This is a genomic window from Thalassotalea ponticola (assembly GCF_041379045.1).
In the GTDB taxonomy this organism is placed as follows: Bacteria; Pseudomonadota; Gammaproteobacteria; order Enterobacterales; family Alteromonadaceae; genus Thalassotalea_A; species Thalassotalea_A ponticola.
Window position 1 is genome coordinate 953,098 of sequence record NZ_CP166871.1, and the last position, 18,246, is coordinate 971,343.

General features: G+C 45.2%; 11 protein-coding genes. 5 read left to right on the plus strand and 6 right to left on the minus strand.

Annotated features, from left to right (window positions below; translation table 11 throughout):
* Window positions 1-165: 165 nt before the first annotated feature.
* The 5 genes from ACAY30_RS04165 to ACAY30_RS04185 all read left to right on the plus strand — a co-directional run bounded on the left by ACAY30_RS04165 (window position 166) and on the right by ACAY30_RS04185 (window position 12,088).
* Window positions 166-2,007 carry a 2Fe-2S iron-sulfur cluster-binding protein gene (locus ACAY30_RS04165; protein WP_290250699.1) on the plus strand — a complete coding sequence of 614 codons (1,842 nt, stop codon included), beginning with the start codon at window positions 166-168 and terminating at the stop codon, window positions 2,005-2,007.
* 236 nt (window positions 2,008-2,243) lie between these two features.
* Window positions 2,244-3,812 carry an FMN-binding glutamate synthase family protein gene (locus ACAY30_RS04170; protein ID WP_290250698.1) on the plus strand — a complete coding sequence of 523 codons (1,569 nt, stop codon included), beginning with the start codon at window positions 2,244-2,246 and terminating at the stop codon, window positions 3,810-3,812.
* A 153-nt stretch (window positions 3,813-3,965) separates the two neighbouring features.
* Window positions 3,966-5,261: an amidohydrolase family protein gene (locus tag ACAY30_RS04175; protein WP_290250697.1), complete on the plus strand. Its 1,296-nt coding sequence runs from the start codon at window positions 3,966-3,968 to the stop codon at window positions 5,259-5,261.
* A 291-nt stretch (window positions 5,262-5,552) separates the two neighbouring features.
* Window positions 5,553-6,458: a patatin family protein gene (locus ACAY30_RS04180; RefSeq protein WP_290250696.1), complete on the plus strand. Its 906-nt coding sequence runs from the start codon at window positions 5,553-5,555 to the stop codon at window positions 6,456-6,458.
* Between the two features lie 335 nt (window positions 6,459-6,793).
* Complete coding sequence (locus ACAY30_RS04185) at window positions 6,794-12,088, plus strand: S8 family serine peptidase (protein ID WP_290250695.1); 5,295 nt, start codon at window positions 6,794-6,796, stop codon at window positions 12,086-12,088.
* A gap of 119 nt (window positions 12,089-12,207) precedes the next feature.
* On the opposite strand, the gene ACAY30_RS04190 is transcribed toward ACAY30_RS04185, so the two are convergent.
* From ACAY30_RS04190 to ACAY30_RS04215, 6 genes are all read right to left on the minus strand, one after another.
* Entirely contained in the window at window positions 12,208-12,741 is a 534-nt protein-coding gene (locus tag ACAY30_RS04190; RefSeq protein ID WP_290250694.1) for a VF530 family DNA-binding protein, read from the minus strand.
* A 196-nt stretch (window positions 12,742-12,937) separates the two neighbouring features.
* On the minus strand, window positions 12,938-14,026 hold the full coding sequence (locus tag ACAY30_RS04195) for an ATP-binding protein (protein WP_290250693.1): 1,089 nt from the start codon (window positions 14,024-14,026) through the stop codon (window positions 12,938-12,940).
* Between the two features lie 94 nt (window positions 14,027-14,120).
* Window positions 14,121-14,828, minus strand: a complete 708-nt coding sequence (locus ACAY30_RS04200) for a response regulator transcription factor (RefSeq protein WP_290250692.1) — start codon at window positions 14,826-14,828, stop codon at window positions 14,121-14,123.
* Window positions 14,828-15,247 (minus strand): DUF3019 domain-containing protein, encoded by a 420-nt coding sequence (locus ACAY30_RS04205; RefSeq protein WP_290250691.1) that lies wholly within the window; start codon window positions 15,245-15,247, stop codon window positions 14,828-14,830. The genes ACAY30_RS04200 and ACAY30_RS04205 overlap by 1 nt, the downstream gene beginning before the upstream one ends.
* 1 nt (window position 15,248) lies before the next feature.
* A complete protein-coding gene (locus ACAY30_RS04210; protein ID WP_290250690.1) occupies window positions 15,249-16,088 on the minus strand; it encodes a MipA/OmpV family protein in 840 nt (279 codons plus the stop codon).
* Between the two features lie 391 nt (window positions 16,089-16,479).
* The gene (locus ACAY30_RS04215) at window positions 16,480-18,024 is read right to left on the minus strand and encodes a phospholipase D family protein (protein WP_290250689.1); all 1,545 of its coding nucleotides are present in this window, start codon (window positions 18,022-18,024) and stop codon (window positions 16,480-16,482) included.
* Window positions 18,025-18,246: the final 222 nt, after the last annotated feature.

Below are 18,246 nucleotides of genomic sequence, written 5' to 3' on the forward strand. Positions count from 1 at the left end.
GTTTGATTGGATGTGGCGTTTCCACATAATGGACTACGACGATGGTGAGAATGTATCAAACTGGTTTTTATTTGTAATTGCAACACTAGGACTATTAGCAGCCTTCTCTGGAGCCGTGTTGACCTATTACCGCGTCGCTTTCCCAAATAGAAGTGAGGCGCTTTGATGTCGTTAATTAAATCAACCAAAACTGTTCATAAATGGCTTTCATTAGTCGTTGGTGTGCAACTGATCATTTGGTTGGCAACCGGTGTTTATTTTAATTTGAGCGATCACCATAAAGCCGGTGGGCACGAATACCGCGCTCATTCACACAGTGAACAACGCTTATCAGCGTTTGAATTAACGCCGATAACCGCAATAGCAAGCAAACAACCTATCAGCGTAAAACTGATATGGGTACTGGAACGTCCATACTATTACTTTGTTTACCAAATGGGAGAGCACAACTATCAGAAAAAACACGCTGAATTATTCGATGCCGTGACAGGAGAGCCATTTAGTTTATCTGCCTCTCAGGCGCTAATGATTGCTCAGCAGTCGTATTCTGGTCCAGGTCAGCTGAACCAAGCTGAATTGGTCCAGCCTCCATTTGACGATTATGTGGCGCAGCAAAATCCGCTGTGGAAAGTTGACGTAGCAGATGACAACAACACAACCATCTATTTAGATGCGGTTACAGGGCAAGTGCTTCGTCATGCCAATGACGACTTTCGGCTTAACGATTTAATGTTGAAACTGCACTTCATGGATTATGGCAATTCTGGCGGTTTTAATCATTGGCTGATAATCTGTTTTGCCATTTTTACCTTATTGTTATCGATTACCGGGGGAATTTGGTTAATTCAACAATACCAAAATGGGTTACTAAAACTGAGTTGGAGTCGAAACTTTCAAACCGTTTCGGTGACGTTTGCTGGTACTGGAACACGCTGCGATATTTCAGCCAATGAAAGTGATTCTATCTTAGAAGGGTTAGCCAGTTCTCGCGTTCATTTGCCGTCGAGCTGCGGCGGTGGAGGAACGTGTGGAAAATGTTTGTTTAAGAGTGTCAAACCATTACCGATAACCTCAGCAGAAACAGAACAATTATCAGAGCAGCAACTCGCTCAGGGGTATCGACTCGGCTGTCAGCATAAAATTGCCGAAATCGACGAAGTAGAAGCTATCTCTAGCAGTGACGTAGGTGCGCACGAATTAATGGTTGTGTCGTCAACATTTATCACCCCGTTTATCAAAGAATTGAAATGTAAAGTTAAGTCGGGTAAGCCACTAACGTTTAAGGCTGGTGCCTATATGGAGTTTGATATACCAGCGGGTACGAATCAGTTACGCCCTACCGACATGCCCAAAGCGTTTGAAAAGTACTGGCGCCAATACGCACCGACAACCTTCAGCCACGACGGCGGAAGTCGTCATTATTCGCTAGTAAACTTTGATCAAGAAACGGATCAGTTAACTTTTAATATACGCTGGCAAATTAGCGAAGATGGGCACAGAGCTGGAGTTGGTTCTTCTTATTTGGCGGCACTTGAAGTGGGAGATACGGTCATAGCAAAAGGGCCTTACTCTGACTTTTTTGCCACGTCAAATCAAGCATCTGATCAGCAGCGACGCATATTTATCGGTGCTGGATCTGGGCTAGCGCCACTGAGAGCAATTATTTTTGAGCAACTGAAAAAATACCACTGTCAACAACCGATGATGCTGATCTATGGTGCTAGAACGGAAGATGATTTGCTCTACCACACAGAGCTAGAAGAACTCGATGAGCACTACGACAATTTTACTTATATTCCCACCTTATCGTTAGCGTCATCGCAGTGGCAAGGCCATCGGGGGTACGTACAAAAAGTCTTGGCAGCGCAACTCAATGAAGCGATGGACCTGGATACCAGCGAATTTTATCTGTGTGGTCCAATCGCCATGATGAAAGAGGTTGAAACGATGCTCCTCGATATTGGTGTGCCTGAGCGGCTGATATTCAAAGATAGATTTAGTCGTTAATCGACAACCTTGTTCAGACGATTAGCAATCAGAGCTTCAAATTGAAAAACGAACTCTAAAACAGACCTGATGCGCTGTGTTTAGTGCGTTTGAAATGGCAGGTTTACTCATCTTGTTAATTTAGTAAGGTGTTGATATATAGAACGTATTAGCCTTGTGGTGATAAACGTGGTAGAAAAACAGTACGGCTTATTGAACGACGCTGTCAGCTAAGAGACAGCGGTAGGTGTACTGTTATGAAAGTTCGGCACGTTATTTTTTTCACCCTGATCATCGCCAATGTGGTGGTGTTACTCACTCATTGGTATGGTTGGTTGCTGTTGACGATACCGTTGTTGGTGTTAGCAGCTTATGACGTATGGCAAAAACGGCATACCATATTACAGATTTATCCGGTGATTGGTCATTTGCGTTATCTGTTTGAGAGCATTCGCCCTGAAATTCAGCAGTACTTTGTTGAATCGAATATTAATGGTCGCCCGTTTAACCGCGAATATCGCGCGCTTGTGTATCAGCGAGCCAAAGGAGAAACCGACAAACGCCCGTTTGGTACTCAATTTGACGTATATCGAAGTGGTTATGAATGGATAGAGCACTCATTATCGCCTAAAGCGATCATTACTGATAACTTAACTGTGCGCTTTGGCGGTGATGATTGCCAGCAACCCTACACCGCATCGCCGTTTAATATTTCAGCGATGAGCTATGGGGCGCTCAGTAAAAATGCCATTATGGCGCTGAATAAAGGAGCTAAATTGGGCGGCTTTGCTCATAACACTGGCGAAGGCGGCTTGAGTCCTCATCATTTAAAATACGGTGGTGATTTGATATGGCAGATTGGTACGGGCTATTTCGGTTGTCGCGATGAAGCGGGACAATTCGATGCTCAGCTGTTTGCGCAAAAAGCGAGTTTAGAGTCCGTTAAAATGATAGAGCTAAAATTATCACAAGGTGCCAAGCCGGGCCACGGTGGTATTTTACCAGCGCAAAAGTTAACTGAAGAAATAGCAGCTATTCGCCATGTGCCAATGGGTCAAGACGTGTTATCACCAATGGCACATTCCGCCTTTTCCTCGCCGACAGGATTGTTAAAGTTTATTCGCGAGTTACGTCACTTGTCCGCGGGTAAACCGGTTGGCTTTAAGTTTTGCTTGGGTAATAAGTGCGAATTTTTTGCCATCGCTAAAGCCATGTTAGCGACTAACATAACCCCTGACTTTATTACCGTAGATGGTTCAGAGGGGGGCACGGGGGCCGCGCCGATAGAGTTTACTAATTCGGTTGGCACGCCGTTACTCGATGCGATTATTTTTGTCGATGATGTGTTGGTCAGTCTCGGTCTTCGCGAGCATATTAAGATCATCGCTTCGGGAAAAATAATTTCCGCATTTCACATTGCGAAAATTATTGCGGTTGGCGCTGATGCGGTGAACTCGGCGAGAGGGATGATGTTCGCGCTAGGCTGTATTCAATCAAGGTCTTGTAACACCGATAAATGCCCAACCGGCATTGCGACACAAGACCCAAGTCGCTATCGGTTCTTAGACATTGACGAAAAAAGTCAACGAGTGTGCAATTATCACAACGCGACGATGCGCCATTTGACTGAGTTATTACAAGCTTGTGCAATTACTGATCTCCAGCAACTGACTCGCCAACATATAAAGCGACGTATAAACGCCACCAGCAGTACGGATTACGAGGCGTTGCACCCAAGTCAACGTGAAGGCTGTTTGCTCAAACCAGACACCGTTCCCGTGCAGTGGGCTACCGATTGGCATCGCGCCAGCGCCGAACACTGGTAATCCATGAACCGAGTAATTAATCTCAATAATCAGCATAACATATTGTAAATTAATGCTTTTAGCGATAAGTTAAACGATATCTTGGCGTAGGCGTTTGTTTGCTGGTTATCAACCAAATGCCGTATTTATTTGAACCAATTATTGAGGCCTAATATGATCACACTAGCTAGAAGCTGTGCCGTTACCTTGTGTTTAGTACCCAGTGTACTGTTTGCCGCGGATTATAAAATTCTGCACATTGGCAAGTTGCTAGCGGTACCCGGTGAACAGGTACAAACTCAGCAGTCGCTTGTCATAAAAGACAACAAAATAGAGCGCCGTGTTAGCGGTTATATCGACGCTGTTGAGGTTGATAAAAACGCAAAGGTAATAGATTTAAAAGACAAATTTGTATTACCGGGTTTGATGGATATGCACGTCCATTTGCAATATGAATTTAGCCCGAAAAGCAAATTAGAAGCGGTTACTCTGTCAGCCGAAGACGTGGCGATGCGCAGCGTTCACTTTGCTGAAAAAACACTGCAAGCGGGGTTTACCTTAGTGCGCGACCTCGGCGGCGATCCACAGCCTATGTATGCGTTGCGCGACGGCATAAATAAGCAGTGGATTGCAGGCCCGCGCATTGTCGCATCGGGTCGAGTACCGGTAACTGGCGGTCATGCTGACGTAGATGGCATGCGCCACGATTTGCTGGAAAAATACACCTCAGATACGGTGTGTAATGGTCCTTACCAATGTCGTGCAGCCACCCGTAAAGCAATTAAATATGGTGCCGATGTTATTAAGATCACCTCAACCGGAGGGGTATTATCAGATACCGATACGGGGACGGGAGTACAAATGGCCGACGACGAACTTGAAGAAATTGTCACAACGGCTCACGCCCTAGGGCGCAAAGTTGCCAGTCATGCCCATGCGGCTGATGGCATCAATGCCGCCTTGCGAGCAGGAGTCGACTCAATTGAACACGGCAGTTATGCCGACCGAGAATCGATAGAGTTGTTCAAAGCTGGTGGTGCTTACCTTGTACCAACCTTGCTTGCCGGTGATACTGTCGTGCAAATGGCCAAAAATAGTGACTTTATGTCACCGGCTATCAAAGCAAAGGCGTTGCGCGTGGGCAGTGATATGATGGCGAATTTTAGTAACGCCTACAAAAGCGGAGTAAAAATTGCCTTTGGCACCGATTCAGGTGTGTCAAAACACGGTCGAAATGCCGATGAAGCGCTGTTGATGCATCAAGCGGGGATGCAGCCGATGGATATCATTGTATCTGCCACAGTAAATGCGGCTGATTTGGTTGATATGAGTGACCAACTCGGCAGCTTAGAAGTGGGCAAGTTGGCCGACATCATTGCCGTTGACGACGACCCTTTACAAGATATCAGTGCCTTACAGCGGGTTAGCTTTGTGATGAAAGACGGTCAAGTGTATAAACACGTCGACTAGGTGAACATTTGCCTAGTCGCACACCTGGAATGTTCGCTCCAATCACCGCAACGCAGATAGGTTTTTGCATTATTTATCTGCGTTAGCCTGTTGTTTTAATTCACTATAAATAGCTATTGCTAGGTTGAAATACAGATTTTTGCCTATAGTTAATAATGTAAGCGCGGTCAACGTTTTGAGATCTGTTGTTGCAGGTTCGACTTAACGCAGGATGATTGTTATCAATGTATCTATGTTTGCGTAACTGCATATGTCTTCTCATTGAGTCATTGTTAATTGGGGCAGGTTCTGATGATGGCAACCGACATACGTTCTGCAATTATCGCCGAAGGCGGTGGTCAAAAAGGCATCTTTACCGCGGGGGTACTCGATGCTTTTTTAGAACAAAAATTTTACCCGTTCGATCTTAAAGTCGGCGTTTCTGCTGGAGCGCAAAATATCGCTGCCTACTGTGCTCGCGCACACCAGTACGGCCAGCAAGCCATTGAAGTATTAACCACCGAACAACAGTTTTTTCGTCCGGCGCGCTTTTTTACCGGTGGTAATGTCATTGACTTAGATTGGTATTTTCACCAGGTTGAACACCACCAAAAGTTGCGGTTTCCAACACAACCACGCAATTTGACGCCAAACAGTAATTTTTACGCGGTTGCCAGCCACTATCAGTCATTTGAACCACATTATCTGCACACGTGGCATGACAATATGGTGGCTCATCTAAAAGCTTCAAGCGCGATCCCATTTTTATATCGCCCCATGGTCAATGTAGACGCAAATATCATGGTCGATGGTGGTGTTGCCGATCCTATCCCTGTGCGTTGGGCCCACCAACAAGGAGCGACACACATTTGGGTTATTCGCACCGTTGAGGCACACATTGACGGAAAAATGCAGGTTATGGAGCGATTGAAACCGATTATGCGCCGCATCAAGCAATCACCCCGAGTGTTTGATATGTATCACCATCATCAGAACCGCTACGCAGAAGCAGTCGACTTTCTCAATGCGCCTCCGGTTGGCGTTAATATCGTACAAATTGCTCCAACTAGGCCGCTCAAATCTATGGTACTTGGCTCTAGTCTTGAGGCGTTAAAAGACGATTATCAACACGGTGTTGAGCAAGGCTTACAAGCGGTTCACCAGTATCGTGCAGTGATAGAACAAGCAATGCTAAACAAGGTCGTTGCTGAGCCGTAATTAGCCCGCGTATTTACCCTCTTTATTCGCCTCTTTATTTGTACTAATGTCAACTTGGTTTTGTATCGGTGAAATGTTGTTTACATCGAATTAACAAGGTCGTGGGGTCTTGGTTAAACGGTAATTTAACTTAAGTGTCTGTTTTTATTGCTTTTGATTTATTGGTTTTTCGGCTGATTATACAGAGTGGATTAACAAGTCATAATCCCTTTGTTAACACCGGTGCTACAAAATGCTACACAAATGAACTTACGTCTGACCGCCAAATGCGTTTATATCTTATGCAGCCAAATTTACTTGGCGATAATAATTATAACGACATTTTGGAGTTGAAAGTGAGAATAAACACCATCACAAGTGCGTTAGCGGTTGCTTTGTATAGCGCCGGTTCAATGTACGCTGCTGCGGGTATAGCACCAGAAAATGACGTTCACACGTTAAACAAGCTAAACCTGACTCAGGAGCAAATTAATCAATACCAACTGAGCGCTAACGGGCAAACCGCTACCGGTTCAATGTTGGAAAATGATGGATTAAACGTTCAAGTTAATTCGCAACGCGCTAAGTTCCAGCACGAAGCCGATATCACGGGCGAGCATGTCTACGTCGTCCGCTTAAAAGACAAGCCAACCGCATTGTACAAAGGCGGTATTCTCGGTCTACAGGGAACACATGTACAAACCTTAAACCGCGACTTAGGTATCAGCAGCCTTTACGAAGCGGGTAAGCCTACTAGCGATCGCGTTGTTGCTTACACTAACTATCTTGAAAACAAGCAGTTAGCAACAATAGCAGAAATGAATCGCGTTGTTGGTACGAAACAAATTCGCAACCAATACACAACAGCGGTAAACGCCTACACGGTTGAATTGACCCAAGAAGAGGCGATGCGAGTTTCTCAATTGCCGCAAGTCGAATTTGTACATCGCGCTAAAACCTATGAGCTGCACACTGATGCAGGTCCACAAAAAATAAGTGCCGATCAGGTTTGGACAGGTTCAACAGAGCAGGGCGTACCGTACAAGGGTGAAGGCATCATCATGGGTATCATTGATACCGGTATTAACTCTGATCATCCTTCTTTTGCTGATGTTGGCGACGACGGTTACGATCACACTAACCCTTGGGGTAGTGGTGTATACGTAGGCGCTTGTGCTGAAGCCGGTAATGAAAACCTGTGTAACGATAAATTAATCGGTATTCGCACCTATGATGTTATCACCGATGCGTTTGACGCTATGATCCCTGGTTTCCCAGCCATTGGTGAAGATTATCAGGGCCACGGCTCACACGTAGCAGGTACGGCGGCGGGCAACGTGTTAAACAATGTTGATTACGTACTGCCAGAATACACGGGACAGCCAGCTGACGGTACCGTTATTAAAGAAGACATGTTCAACCTGTCTGGTGTCGCGCCACACGCGAATATTATTTCGTATCAGGTATGTCACGCATCCAATGACTCGGGTTACCGAGGCTGTCCATGGGAGTCGATGATTGGCGGTATTGAAGACTCAATCAAAGACGGCGTTGATGTCATCAACTTCTCTATCGGTGGTCAAGACGATACATCACCTTGGGATGACGGCATAGAACTAGGTTTCTTAGCAGCACGCGAAGCGGGCATCAATGTTGCTGTGGCAGCGGGTAATGGTGGCCAAGCCGGTGGTGCAAAAGAGTTCTTTGGTTCAATTGACCATGCCTCACCTTGGTTGGCCTCTGTTGCGGCAACCACACACGACCGGGTGATTAAGGTTGACACGCCAGTTACTTTTGAAGGTTTTGCAACCGATGCCGACGGAGCGCCTCTAGGTTCTGAAGTACCTTGGTGGAGCGACACAGGACGCGTGGGTGGCGCTATTAACGAAAGCGAAATTACCGGTGTTGTTGTTTGGGCCAAAGACTACGTCGATGTTAATGGTAACAAAGACTGGCGTGGATATTGTGGTACAGAGTATCCAGCGGGAACGTTCGATTTTTACAAAGACGGTACACCTATTGTCGGTGCGGCTGAAGGTGATACTAACGTAATCGTCGTTTGTGCGCGTAACGATTTACGCGATCCAAATGGTATCGCTCGTACTGCGAAAGTCGCTAATGTAAAAGCGGGTGGTGCTGATGGCTTCATCATGTACAACTATGCCAAAGGCGATGGGGTTCCCAGTGTGTCTTACGAATTGCCAGCTGTTCACCTTACTTATGAACAGTGGGAAGGTGAAGTTACCACTTGGGGCGAGCCAGGATATAACTACGGTTTTAAAGACTGGATTGATTCATACTCTGAAAAGGGTCATATGATCACCATTGGCGCAACGGCAATATTTAACGATCACAATCCTGAACACGGTGACTGGTTAGCTCCGTTCTCGTCTCGTGGTCCAAGTAATTCAACACCAGAAATGCTTATTCCGCAAATTGCTGCACCGGGTGTAAACATCTATGCTGCATACGCCGATGAACATCCATTTGTTGGTAATATGGGTAATACCGATTATGTCGCTATTAGTGGTACCTCAATGGCATCGCCACATGTTGCTGGTGCGATGGCGCTAATTCGTCAAGCTCACCCTGATTGGACACCGACTGAAGTGCAATCAGCACTGATGCTAACTGCCGATAACGTTGTTCGGTATCGCCGTTTGAACCAAGCGAATGGCGATGTTGGCGAAGCGTTTATTTATCGCGCTGGCGCGGGTCGTATTAATGTGGCCGAAGCTATCGATACCGGCCTAGTTATGGATGAAACCATTGAAAACTTCAAACTGGCTAATCCAAATAACGGTGGTCAAGTACACCGCTTGAACATTCCTCAGTTAGTCAACATGGAATGTAAGCCAGTGTGTCAGTGGACTCGTACATTTAGAGCGACCAAAGACGGCTCTTGGACTGTCGATCACAGCGATGTTGTTAACTGGAACTTCGACCTTCGCAGCCAATCAGCGCAAAACGGCGTGAATATTTCTGCAACGCCAAGTGAATTCACGCTAAATGCTGGTGAAACACAAACAGTTGTATTTGAAGCGTCAATAATGGATACCCAAGACTGGTTCTCTAATGCTGAAGTCGAATTACACTCAGATGTTATTTTGACCGAAGTAAGCGGTGCTAGCTCAGAGGTTCACCTGCCAGTGGCCTTTAAGTTCTCGAAAAACGGTATGCCTGCTCGCCTTCGCGCTGTCGCTCACCGCAACGAGGGTAGCTTCCAGTTTAACGGTTTAGAATTACCTGCATTAGACACACCTTACACGCGTGTGTATCAACCGGTTAAAGCCGACGTCAAAACCGTTGCCTTGCCAAAAGATGATGATGGTTACTTCCCGTGGTCGTCAAATTCAGATGATGTTCCAGCATCATTCCGTATGGATGAAGCGACACACGTTGAAATGATCGAAGTACCAGCTGGTGCGAAACGCCTTATCGCAGAAGTGCAAGGCACCGTTCAGTCAGATCTTCACGGTCATATCGACGAGGGTAATGCGCTGATATACGTTGGTAAGGATTATAACCAAAACGGTGAAGCAGATGTGTCTGAGGAAATTCTTTGTGTATCAAATCACATTGAATTTAACAACTTCTGTAACATCAATAATCCTGAAGAAGGTACCTACTGGGCGGTAATATACAACCCAGGTAAATTGACTGGGCAAGCGCCTAATTGGACTGAACGATACCCAGATATTGCTGATGAGGAATTTGCTTATACAGTTGCTGTGGTAACCGATAGCGTTGCCTCTGATATGTCACTACACGTTGAGCCAACGGATGGTAAAAATACCGTCAGTGCGACATTAAGCTACAACATGCCAGAGATGGCGGAAGGCGATATTTACTACTCAGTACTTGATTTCGGTACCTCTGAAATCAACGCAGGTAACGTCGGTAAAGTTGCGTTCAAGCTTGAACGTGGTGTTGATGACATCAATCTAGATGTTACTCAAACCAAAGCGCGTGCGGGCGATGTGATTCCATACACATTCGAAGTACAACCGAATGATACCGGTGCTGATCGCGCGTTTACCATCACCGCTAACATGCCTCAAGGTTTGCGTTTTTCTGCGGAGGATATTTTTACCTCTAACGACGAAATCGTTACCGATATCAGTGTTGATGGTAATGTTGTAACCATTTCAGGTGTGCAACCAAACACCGCAGGTATTAAACCGCGATACATTCAAACAACCAACGTTGAAGATGCAATGTGTCGTATGCCTAACTTTGGCAACTCAAACCCAGGTGGTTATGTCGACCTTGAAGAGTTTGGTTTTGCGCCAATATTCGGAGGTTTCAATAAAGGCGTTGACGAAAATGGCAACCCAACCGGTGATAACAACATTTTAATGCGCGAAGGTATTCAGCTACCTATCTCGGCATTATTTAATGGACGTTATGACGCTTGGCACTTGTACAACAACTCGGATCGTTTGAATATTAACCCTCAAAACTCGATTCAGTTACGCGGTACTGGTGTGTTCGATTTATGGCAACAACCATTCTTCTTCCCATACCACTTGGGCTTCCCGTATAACTCATTCCCGTATGAGTCGGTAGGACCACTATGGCGTGGCATGGGCATTGGTGAAATGGGTACAGGCCCTGAATTTATGTCGGTTCCATTAATCAACAATTGGACTGAAAAAGCGGGTATTTCTTTAGCGAGTACGCAAACAGGTTGGGGCATCATCGAAGTCGATAATGCGCGCAGCTACCGTTCGCTAGGTAGAGATTACACTCAGCCTAACCGTCCGTTCAAATGGGAAGAAAAAGACGACCGCTTTGATTACCAGCTAGTGTTTAACGTCAACACTCGTCACGGTAAAAATGAGCATGAAATCTATTACGCGTACGACAACATTGATTTTGGTTCACAAAACGGCCGCGGTGCTATTGGTTTACAAGGCTTTACCGGACCAGTTTACTCGCGAGGCCCGATTTCAGGTGGGTTCCTTGGCGAAGAGTATGCGTATGATGATCTCGACAGCAAATTGCACGACGGCTTAGTCATTTGTTACGACTACTATGGTCCTGAGTCTTCACAATTTGAAGTTACGGTATGGACACAAGTTGAGCGAGATGCGACTGGCGTCGACCAGGTCATGACAGCCACCAGTGTTGTTGACGGCATGGCAAACGTTGAAATGAGTCATACTTTAGCGGTACCAACCAATATTCAGCTATCAGCTATTGCAGACATGGACGTTGCCGAGAATGACTCTGTGCAATTCAATGTCTACTACGCAGATAACTCTGAATTGGCAAGCGTAAATGAGATTATGGTCTCTGGTGAGAATATCTCAGCAACGGTTGAAGGTCATGAGCCAGGTTCTGCGATTACGATTACACCGAAGAAAAACTTCCACGGTGAGACACAAGTAACGGTAACCGTTGCGGATATTGAGAATCCAGCAGATAAAGCAAGTACGACGTTTGTGCTTAATGTTATCTCGGATGGCAAGCAAAAAGGTTGTACCGATAGCTCGGCAAACAACTACGATGCTAACGCTAACGAAGATGACGGTAGCTGTGAATATCCTGAACTTGCTGAGAAAGATTCAGATAGCTCAGGTGGTTCTTTAGGTTACTTTGCAGTGATGCTATTAACCATGCTTGGATTGCGTCGTCGCATGCGCTAAGCACCTCGAAATAAAGATAAACTGAGTTTTATCCTATCAAGTAAAGCCGAGACACGAGTCTCGGCTTTTTTTATGCTCACTCATGACATAGCTATGTCATGCTCTATCGATGAAAAGCCCTAGCGAGGGTGCTTTTTGTTAAAATTTTGGTAAGGATCAAAGGTCTTTTCAGCTGTGCTCTGGGCATCTGTGTGTGATCGTTGATCTGTGCTTTTGGCGGTGTTTTTACGAGTTTGTTGTCTCACCATTTGGTTACCAGACCACGGTGAGTTGCGGTTGTCACGCTGTCTAGAGGCGCTGGCTTTTTTTAATCGCAATCGCTCAGCATCTTCTAAGCTCAGCTCTTGTGGCGCTCTTGGCTTTTGCTCTAACGGGACAATTCGCTCTCGCGGCGGCAACTCAAACATCTCATCAGTGGCGCGAGGTAGGTTTTTGAACTGGTAAAGATAGAAACTTTCAACTTTGTGTTGCGCCCATTCGGTTTTCTTTACAAACTTTATACTGGCTTTGATGCTTGGGTTTTTCTTGAAGCAATTGAGGTTGAGGTATGCTGCCAGAATTTCCCAACCGTAATGGTCAACGAGCTCGGTTAGCACCTGTTCAAGGCTTGTACCGTGTAAAGGGTTATTTTCATATTCTTGCTGAGTATACATGGGTCCGTACTCTGTTACTGAATCGATACGCTATCTGAATCTGCGCTATGTGGGTTGCGCTATAGCAGTTGCGCTATGGTAGTTGATAGTATAAATCTTTTTTTGATAGTCAGCTTGAGCAATGTGCTTTTGAGATCTGTGACAGGTCAGTCTTTACTCAGTTTCGGCGCCACTGTGGTCGCTTTTGGCAAATGAACTACGACAGCGCGTCTGCTGTTGGACACAAACGGGGAATGCTAACGCTGACCCTTGCCCCACCGAGCGAGGCGGCGCTTTTAGTCAATTTACCATGGTGGCGGTTTACAATAGATTCAACAATGTACAGTCCTAAGCCAAACCCGGTTGTGGTGCCTTGGTTATTTACTCGCGGCTTGTTAGCGTCAAAACCTGGCCCGTCATCGTCAATGTGGAAGGTGACATTTTCTGGTTCAACATCCACACTGACCGACACTTTTTGCCGCGCATAGCGCAGGGCGTTATTCAGTAAGTTAGACAGGGCTAATTCTAGTTGTGCTTTATTAGCGTTTATTTGCGTGTCTTGCTGATGGTAAACAATATCAACACCAGTGTGCAGGTGTTGGTATTTGTCTGCTAAATTGGTGAGTAACGACTTGACGCTAATACTTTGCAGATACTGGGGATCAACCTGTTGAGAGCTGCTAAATACCATGTAGTCAGTGGCTAGGGTTTCTAACTCTGCAACGTCCATTAACATGCGGCTTAAGTGCTTATCCTCGATGTTACCTTCTATTCGCTTTAATACGAACTTCATTCGAGCCAGTGGGGTACGCACTTCATGGGCAATAATTTTAGCAACATCTTTTTGTAAGCTAACAAACTCAACTAAGCGATTACTCATGGTATACAAGGCGTGGGCTAGGGGGTATACGGTTGATTTCTTACTGATCGTAAGAGGTTGGGTTTGCTGATTTTCACCAAATTGCAACGCGCATCTTTGTAAAAAGGCCAAATCGCGAAACATCGGCCACATCAATACTAAAAAGATAATCGCCAGCGCACTGTAAAAAAATAAAATTAGATAATTGTCGTTTACAGGTTCTAATTTGGTCGGTATTGGTCCCCATTGTACATAGGTTTTTGTGTCGTGCTCGCGCAAGTAGTAGGTGTGTTCACCAACGCTATAGGCGATTAACTCGTTATTGTTCAATCGCCTCATTAGCTGAGCAGAAAGCTGAATATTGGCTTTATCGAGGTAGCTAAAGCTTGCCCCTGTGGCGCTGTGTTGGGCGGTAAATACGGCGTCAACAGGGATGTTATACTGCACAGGTGGCGCATAAAACTGGGTATATAGTTTGCTGAAGCTAAAGACGAGAGCAAATACCGCAAGTAATATAAATGAATAAAAACGAATAAAATGACTATGCATTATTGAGATAGGCCCAGTATTTAAAGACGTAGCCTTTACTGCGAATTGAAACAATGGTTAATTCATCAAAGCCGGCCGCAAGAAGTTTCTTGCGCAAACGGCTGATGCGTAGATCGGCGGCTCGATCTTTGCCGTCATAGCTGCGGCCAATGAGGTCAGTAAATAGACTATCGCGATCGACCACATCGTCTCCGCGTTGAGCAAAGTACCAAATAACTTCAAATTCTTGTGCAGTTAAATCGAGCGTTTCACCACAGTATTTGGCTTGCGAGGTGGTTTTATCAAGACTGAGGTTACCCAAGGTTAGTGATGAGGCAAGTGCTCTTCTTTCGACCATGCGAATATTCGCCCTCACTCGAGCTAACAGTACTTCGGGATCCACGGGCTTTAAAATATAGTCGCAAGCGCCGGCGTTCAAGCCCTTAACTTGAGATGACGAGTCGGTCATTGCGGTGAGAAATAGTACTGGTACGTGCGGGTTACTCAAGAAACTGGGGAGCAGATTAAAACCGTCGGTATCCGGCAACATGATATCGCAGAGAATGATATCGAATCGATTTTGCTGAATTTGGCGCAGCGCGTTTTCACCGTCATTGACACAAACGACATTAAATTCAAAATCACTCAGGTAATCACTTACTAACTCGGCAAGTGGTAAATCATCTTCAATTAACAGAAGGTCGTAGTTTTTAACCGCCATTATAATATCCACCCTAGATTTCGTCTCGGACGCTGGTTAGCTGGTTTAAACTCAGCAATAGCGAGCGTTTTTGAATAAACAAGGTCATTGTTATCGGAATTTACGATGGTAATCGTGGTATTTTCGTCGATAGACAACAGCTGTTGAAACTTCACCTGTTTAACGTGAACAAAGCACTGTTTGATGTTTAACGCTTCAATGAGTAAACATATATTCATTGGCGTAGTGAATTTTAGCTCGGCATCAAGTTCTACTTGGCACGATTCACTGAGCTGATCGCGAATACAAACTTGCGGTGTGATATGGACTTCAGCTAGGTTTGATGAAGTCGACAATGCCTGTTGCGCCATCGCCATAAAGGTTGGCGCACAGTACGTGATAATCGTCAGCAGGTGTTTCGAAAGTGGCGTGAATCTCATGTTAAAGCCTGTACGAAACGCCGATAAAACCAGCAGAGTAGTGTGTTTTATCAACTAAAAGACTGGCTTTCATTTTACTGTCAAACCAATGATGTCGATATGAAAAGCCTAGCGACCAAGTTGGATTAAAGTGATAGCGCAAGCTCAAGCCTGCCCATGAAGATATGGTGTCACCAACCGCGTTTTGCCGTATGTAAATGGTGTTTTCTTGCGTTGTTAACGAGTAATAGTAATCGCTGATATCTGATGATTTATAGGTTGCCCCGATCTGAGCGTTGACACTTAAACTCTGCCAACGCATCGGCTTAGATAAAGTTAATGACAGCTCCTCACCATGATGGACAGAGGTTACATCTTTGGCGATGGAGAAATTGAGCCGATATAACGAACTAACTCGGCTCAGATTAAAGCCCGCCATATAACTGAGATCTCGCTCGACGTCCTTTAGATTTAGTGGCTCTTTATTCACTTGCCAAGGTGTTTGGCCAAGACCGGCTATTGAGGCAATTTTTTCGCCACTCGATTGAGCAAAAAAATAACCATCGCTATTGACATAGCCATATGCATCGAACATCCAGCTAGGTGACTCGAACAAGCTGTAGCCGACAACCAGATTTTCAATATACACCTTGTCACCGTAATAACTGAATTCTGGTAATAGCGGCGAGCGAATGTGCTGTCGTTGTTTTAAGGGATTTTCAATACCACCAAAACCGGCGGTCAAGCGCAGGTCAAATACGCCGGGCTGCACCGTTGTTGTTTGCTCATAGGGCTGAGCCAACGATACCGGGCTACTTATTAGCGAAGCGATAACAGTGAAAAGAAAAACAGCGTACTTCATTGGTAATACATATCGCTTATTGGCAAAAAAGGTTAATTCGTAATCAACGGTTTTTTAATATAAATGGCATCGTATTGCAATCAACTAACGGCTTTTTTATGTACAGATTTGTAGATTTAACCTTGTATTAACAATTTGTTAATGTATCAGTGATGTTTGGGCGTTTCGTTGATGTTGCTATTTAGCGCATTTGGCAGTTGAATGAGGAGAGTTAAAACAGATGTTGCCAACCGAGTTTTGCTAAGCCAAAAGTCGACACAATAGCTAAACAGGCAACAGAGGATGGGGCCTCTGACCATCAAACGTACCTCGTTTAGACCGCTAAGATTGGTTTGTTGTGTTGCAGGATAAAACCGAGGGTACCCAACATTGCTGTGGCTCGGGTATATGTTTACAGCTGATCTTCAACGGGTAGTAACGAAATAAACCATACTTTGAAACGTTCCCAAGCGGAGGTTTTTGGCTCATTGTCAAACCGTTCACCACTGAGTTTATCCGACCAAATTAATGCGTCTGTATTAGGTTGCTCCAATTCCACTTGCCATGCGTATTCTGCCAGTTTTTCGTCAATCCATTGAGCCAGTAATGAGCTTAGCTTTTCACTTGCTATCAGTACCCCCATTTCGGTGTTTAAGTGAAACGAACGAGGATCTAAATTCATCGTTCCAATGAAGATCTTTTTATCGTCAAAGGCCATAGTTTTTGCGTGCAGGCTTGCTTGTGATGAGCCGGAGATTTTTTTACCCTTTTTACGTTTTTTCGCCACTAAATCACTTGGCTTTAGCTCCCACAATTGGACCCCAGCGCGCAATAAGTCGGTGCGATATTTGGCATAACCAGAGTGCACTGCCGCGACATCAGTTGCCGATAACGAATTGGTTAAAACGATCACTTCAACCCCGTTTTGAGTCCATTTACTGAGCAACTCAACCCCTTGCTCGGTAGGAATGAAATAGGGCGAAACAATAATCGCTTGGTTGCTGGGATCACCCATTTCTTCAAATAGCGCAGCCGACATATTTGCTGACTTATCATCTACGTTATTTATCAGTTTGTCTGGGTGATCGTAAAATAATAACGCTGGTTGCCAGTCCAGGTTGAGCTCTTGCCCGAGTAGGCGATCAACAAAGGTGCTTTGTTTTAACAGGTTAACGTAATTACTGTTCTCATTAGCGATTAAATAGTCGGTGAGCTCATTGCCTACGCTTGCTAAGGCTTGTTGAGTGCTGGTACCCCTCAGAAGCTCAATGGGATACGACAATGAGTGGTTCCAATAAAGATCAAACGCCGTAGATGCTTCTGGGACTATTTTGCCAACCGCCATGACATCGAGATCGATAAATTCCGAGGTATCTGTTGCCGAAAAATAAGCGTTGCCCATATTGCGACCACCGGTGATAAACACACGGTTATCGACGATAAAACTCTTGTTGTGCATGCGCCGTGAAAGCTGGCCGTAGTCAGTGATAAATCCCATGGCACGCACCGCCCTGTTTGGAAACGGGTTAAACAAACGAATTTCAAAGTTAGGGTGTACAGCAAGGGCTGCCAAGTCGATTTCATTTTCAGCTTGCCCTAAGTCATCGAGAAGTAATCGCACTCTGACTCCGCGATTGGCGGCATCCAATAAAAATTTGGTGAATATAAGCGTCGTTTGCTGGCGATGATATAAGTAATACTGAACATCGATAGTGTGTTCTGCGGCTTGAATAAGCGCCAAGCGGGCGACAAACGCATCGACGCCATCAGCTAACGGATGAAAGCCACTGAGTTCAGGATCGTGATCCTTGATGGCGCTGGCGATAAGGCTTGGGGTATTGGCCGCAATGGCATAACTCGGTTCTATGTTGTCGCGTTCGGGGAGTTGCGCACAAGCTGAAATTAGTAAAAGAAAAACGGCAACAAGAAGCGATTTGGCCTGGTTTCGTTGCAACATATGGTTTCCTGCCTAAGAGATGGACCTCAACTGAGTTTTTACATTCATACTTACCGCGATTTACAATCGCAACCGGGCCATTTAGCCTGTGATGAAATTGTTATAACTATAGCTTATATAAAAGAAAAAGCGTTGAAGTCTAACCGAGTAATGACAGCGCTGATATTGGCTAGGGCGGCAAAAATAACATTTGAATTAACCCTAACGTTTCTTTAGTGCTAT

What these genes read in the sequence shown, in the direction of transcription:
- ACAY30_RS04165 (WP_290250699.1), top strand. Translation starts at nt 166, where the DNA reads ATGTCGTTAATTAAATCAACCAAAACTGTTCATAAATGGCTTTCATTA.
- ACAY30_RS04170 (WP_290250698.1), top strand. Translation starts at nt 2,244, where the DNA reads ATGAAAGTTCGGCACGTTATTTTTTTCACCCTGATCATCGCCAATGTG.
- ACAY30_RS04175 (WP_290250697.1), top strand. Translation starts at nt 3,966, where the DNA reads ATGATCACACTAGCTAGAAGCTGTGCCGTTACCTTGTGTTTAGTACCC.
- ACAY30_RS04180 (WP_290250696.1), top strand. Translation starts at nt 5,553, where the DNA reads ATGATGGCAACCGACATACGTTCTGCAATTATCGCCGAAGGCGGTGGT.
- ACAY30_RS04190 (WP_290250694.1), bottom strand. Translation starts at nt 12,741, where the DNA reads ATGTATACTCAGCAAGAATATGAAAATAACCCTTTACACGGTACAAGC.
- ACAY30_RS04200 (WP_290250692.1), bottom strand. Translation starts at nt 14,828, where the DNA reads ATGGCGGTTAAAAACTACGACCTTCTGTTAATTGAAGATGATTTACCA.
- ACAY30_RS04205 (WP_290250691.1), bottom strand. Translation starts at nt 15,247, where the DNA reads ATGAGATTCACGCCACTTTCGAAACACCTGCTGACGATTATCACGTAC.
- ACAY30_RS04210 (WP_290250690.1), bottom strand. Translation starts at nt 16,088, where the DNA reads ATGAAGTACGCTGTTTTTCTTTTCACTGTTATCGCTTCGCTAATAAGT.
- ACAY30_RS04215 (WP_290250689.1), bottom strand. Translation starts at nt 18,024, where the DNA reads ATGTTGCAACGAAACCAGGCCAAATCGCTTCTTGTTGCCGTTTTTCTT.